Consider the following 4,338-nt stretch of genomic DNA (forward strand, 5'->3'; position numbering starts at 1 on the left):
TAATATTATATATAACTTCTTCAACTTTTGCCATTGATTCCCTTAATTCCAAAACCGCCTCTCCTTTTTGAGGATTTTCTCTTTGTATTCTTCTATCTTTGCCTTTCTTACCTGAGGGTTGCTATAAAACCAAAGACCAAAGAGAAAAGATAATAAAACCATACCCAAAAGGGCAAAGGCTACAAATAATTTCATATCATTCACCCTGCTCCATAGTTTTCAAAGGGGGCAAAAGCCCCCAATAAGATCAGCGATGGAGCTGTTTGTGTTTTTTGAGCCATTCGTAGTTATAAGGGTCCCAATCTTCGGGCATGTGGGGGATTTTGTCAAAGTTGTGAGGAGGGGGTGGAGAGGGAATGAGCCATTCCAGAGAGGGAGATTCCCAAGGATTGTCGGGTGCCTTCTTTCCGAGCTTTGCAGATAGGATCAAGTTAAGAATTACTATACCCAAACCAATTGCAAGAATAAAAGCACCAAAAGTTTGCCAATGGTGAAGCACTATCCAACTTTCTATGGCTGGGTAATCTGCATACCTCCTTGGCATACCCTCAAGACCTACTACAAACTGAAGGAAGTAAAAGATGTTAGAACCTATCATAATCAACACGAGCCCAACTTTGCCCCAAAATTCACTATACATCTTGCCAGTTAGCTTGGGGAACCAATAGTGGAATCCACCAAAAACTGCGAGGGTTAGAGCCATACCTAAAACGTAATGGAAGTGAGCCACTACAAAGTGAGAGTCATGGATACCTATGTCAAAAGCTGGCAGACCTAAAGGTATTCCAGTAAGACCACCTATCAAGAACATGAATATGGCAGAAAGTGTATAAAGCATGGGTGTGGTAAAGCGGATGGATCCCTTGTAGAGGGTGCCTATCCAGTTGAAGATCTTAATACCAGTGGGCACGCCTATAAGCACTGTGGTGTAGGAGAACAGAATTCTTATCCAATCTGGCACACCGCTGGTAAACATGTGATGGATCCAAACCATAAAGCCAAGAATGGCTATACCCCATATAGCAAAGATCATGGAGGTCCTTCCAAATATTTCCCTCCTTGAGAAGGTAGCTATCATCTCCGAGATTAAACCGAAGGCTGGCAAAATCATAACATACACAACTGGGTGGGAGTAGAACCAGAATATGTTCTGATAGAGAAGTGGGTCTCCTCCTCTTGCGGGGTCAAAGAAGGCGGTGTGGAAATACTTGTCCAAAAGTAGCATGGTCACTGCACCTGCAAGGGCTGGCACACCAAGGATCTGTATCACGTTCATAGCCAAGAAGGAGTGAAGGAATAGGTTCATCTTTTTAAGGGTTATACCCGGAGCCCTCATGCTAAGGTTTGTAACTACCAAGTTTATGGCAGAAGCCAAAGAAGATGCTCCAAGAAGGTGTATGATCAAGGCGTAAAAAGCTACAGGACCTGCGTTATCGTTAAGAGAAAAGGGTGGATAACCAGTCCACATCATCCTTATTTGGCTTCCGGGCAGAAGGGTAAGAAGTGCCATAACGCTTGCAGCAAAAAATAGCCAATAGCTCAGAGCGTTCAGTCTTGGAAAAGCTACGTCTCTTGCACCTATCATGAGCGGAAGCAAGAAGTTACCGAAGGATCCCCATATACCCACAGCCCACCAAAACTGCATCAGAACCCCGTGCAAGGTTAGAAGTTGGTTGTAGTGATCCTCATCCACATACTGCAAACCAGGTTGGAAAAGCTCGAGCCTTATGCCCAAGGCGGATATGCCCGCGATCAAGAAAAATATAAGGCTGGTTATACCATACATTACTCCTATCTTTTTGTGGTCTGTGGTAAAGACCCACTCCTTCAGAGTGGCTCCAAACCACGGTTTGTGTACGCCTACTACCGCCATGGCTACACCTCCTTTATTTATTTAAGGATACTTGCTTGCTATCTATAGATCCGCCGTACCACTTTTCAAACTCTTCCTTTGGAACAACTTTTAGCACGGCAGCCATTTTTGAGTGCTTGGTCCCGCAGTATTCTCTGCAAAAGGCCCAATACTCTCCAGGTTGGTTGATCTTAAACCACATGTGAGTTATCCTTCCGGGAACTGCATCCTCAGTAACTTTGGCAGGCTGGACGTAGAAGGAATGAATTACATCCTGAGAGGTAAGAAGAACTTTTATAGGAACTCCTGCAGGTATGTAAGCCTTTGCCATGTCCGGTATTTTGTCAAAGGGTAAGTAAGATTTTGTCTCTGGATCTTCAATCATATTAAAGAAAGCATAAACCTGTTTTCCATTAGGGTATTCAAAGGACCAACCCCACATAAAACCCGTTACCTTTATTTCAAAAGCCCCTTCTGGAGCAGTTCTTTGGGATTTATAAAAGGCAAAGCTCTGAGTGGCAAGGTATATAACTATTATTACAGGGATTATGGTCCAAAGGACTTCAAGCATAGGGTTTTCATGAACGTGCTGTGCTTCTTCGTTGAAGCCTTTTTTATATCTGTACTTCACTAAAAAGTAAGCCCCTGGTATGAACACCACTAAGTATATGACCACGGATATAGCCAGCCATATGTAATACATTTTGTCCCACAATGGGGCTGGCTCTGCCAGAGGCTGGGCAAAGCTTAAGCCAAAAGCACTGAGTATACCTAAGGTGGTGCGCCTCATCTTAAAACCTCCTTTCTTGATTTATATAATAAAGCTAAACCAAAGGTTGCAAGCACTCCACTAATACCTAAACCAGCAAAAATAAGCATAGGGTCTATAACGTATTTACTCCTTGCGTTGTCGTATCTATAGCATGCGAGCAAAGCCAAGTCAATTATATTGTTAATCCTGGGTTGTTCCTTTTGAGCTTCTATGAATGCAAGTTTGAGGTCTTTTTCTGTAGGAAAAGCTCCATAAAGGTATCTGGTTATTTTGCCAGAAGGCGAAATAAAGATTATTGCAGAGGTGTGTATAAAGATTCTGTCCCTTGGTATGTAATAAAACTTGTAGCCTGTAGCTTCTGTTAGCTTTTTTATATCTTCCTTTGAGAGAAGACCCACGAGCCAATTTTCCGGCACTTGGCCTCCAAAGTTCTTATCTACGAAAGCTTTTAGAGTCTGTAGGTTATCCTTCTCGTCAAAGGAGAGAACTACAAACTTATAATCTCTGTATTTTTCTTTAGTGAGCTTTCTTACATTATTCACCGTAAGCGGACAGGCGGTTTCGCAAGTATAGTAAGCAAAGATCAGGGCTGTGGGTTTTTGGTTTATAAACTCTTTCAGACTTACATCTCCTGTTAGATTTTTAACCTTTGCGTCGGGTATCGTCTTACCCAAGTATAGCTCCTCTCTAATTTTCACAACTGATAGATCCTGCTCGCCATGGTTGGATATCCTGTAAGCCATAGTTAAAAGAGGAAGAAGCAGAAGAAGGATAAGTTTCATACCAAGCTCCCCACTAAGTAAGCACTGCTTGCTACCAAAAGCCACATAATATCTACAAAGTGCCAGTAAAGAACAGTGGCTCTAATGTAAGTGTGTCCTTTGTGATGTGATATTTGGTTTGTTAGTATTAGAGCTATAGCAACCAATTGCATGAATATACCCACGAATATGTGGGATGTGTGTATACCCGTAAGAGCATAGAAGCCTGTGCCATACATGTTTGAACTTATCGTAAAACCACCATGCCACAAATGGGTCCATTCGTAAATGTGCAGAACTGCAAACAAAAGACCAAGACCTATTGTTATCAAAAAGAACAGAGCGGATAAAGCTTTTTTACCAGATTCTATAGCCTTTTCTGCTACTATAGCTGTAGCACTGGATGTCCAGAGAATTAGAGTAAGTATAACCGGCATTACTAAGTTCATTTCCTTTGGAACCCACCCAGCCCACTTGTCCGCATGGGCTACCCTTGCCATGTAGAAAGCCGCAAACATTGTTCCGAATATGACCACCTCAGAGACTATAAAGAAGATCATAGCTGGGAAACCCAAACCTTCTTCGTGCCCCTTTTTGAAAAACTCATAGGCCCAACCGGCCAAAGACAGGACGAATAGCACCAGTGATATCCCTCCCAAAATTAGGGCAAGCATGGGCTTTTGCCACACAAAGTAAGACACAAAGGTTACAGGGATCAGAAGAATTGCCAGTCCCAGAGGTAAGGGCCAAAAGCTATACTCATGCTCTCCAAGGTGGTGGTGCACCTCGTGCTGTGCCATTTTTACTCCTCCTTTTGATTTAAATTTCCTAATATAAAAAACTTTCACATGGTGATAGTATGATTTAAATCATGAAATTTATTAGCATCAAAAAACTATTTTAAATCACATGCAAAGTCATTGCTATAAGGAGTATTCCTTCCTGTGGGAAGG

General features: G+C 42.3%; 5 protein-coding genes. All 5 read right to left on the bottom strand.

Annotation, left to right across the window (positions count from 1 at the left end; genetic code table 11):
• Nucleotides 1-42 precede the first annotated feature (42 nt).
• From V7P40_RS06430 to V7P40_RS06450, 5 genes are read right to left on the bottom strand one after another with little or no spacing between them, the layout of a single operon-like run.
• On the bottom strand, nt 43-195 hold the full coding sequence (locus V7P40_RS06430) for a hypothetical protein (RefSeq protein WP_333785151.1): 153 nt from the start codon (nt 193-195) through the stop codon (nt 43-45).
• Nucleotides 196-247: 52 nt separating this feature from the next.
• Nucleotides 248-1,873 (bottom strand): cbb3-type cytochrome c oxidase subunit I, encoded by a 1,626-nt coding sequence (locus V7P40_RS06435; protein ID WP_333785152.1) that lies wholly within the window; start codon nt 1,871-1,873, stop codon nt 248-250.
• Between the two features lie 13 nt (nt 1,874-1,886).
• Nucleotides 1,887-2,642 (bottom strand): cytochrome c oxidase subunit II, encoded by a 756-nt coding sequence (gene coxB / locus V7P40_RS06440; RefSeq protein WP_333785153.1) that lies wholly within the window; start codon nt 2,640-2,642, stop codon nt 1,887-1,889.
• Nucleotides 2,639-3,406, bottom strand: coding sequence for an SCO family protein (locus V7P40_RS06445; RefSeq protein WP_333785154.1), 768 nt, complete (start codon nt 3,404-3,406; stop codon nt 2,639-2,641). Before V7P40_RS06445 ends, coxB begins: the two co-directional genes overlap by 4 nt.
• Nucleotides 3,403-4,185: a heme-copper oxidase subunit III gene (locus tag V7P40_RS06450; RefSeq protein ID WP_333785155.1), complete on the bottom strand. Its 783-nt coding sequence runs from the start codon at nt 4,183-4,185 to the stop codon at nt 3,403-3,405. The genes V7P40_RS06445 and V7P40_RS06450 overlap by 4 nt, the downstream gene beginning before the upstream one ends.
• Between the last annotated feature and the right edge of the window lie 153 nt (nt 4,186-4,338).

The sequence above is a fragment of the Thermocrinis sp. genome, from assembly GCF_036781485.1.
GTDB lineage: Bacteria > Aquificota > Aquificia > Aquificales > Aquificaceae > Thermocrinis.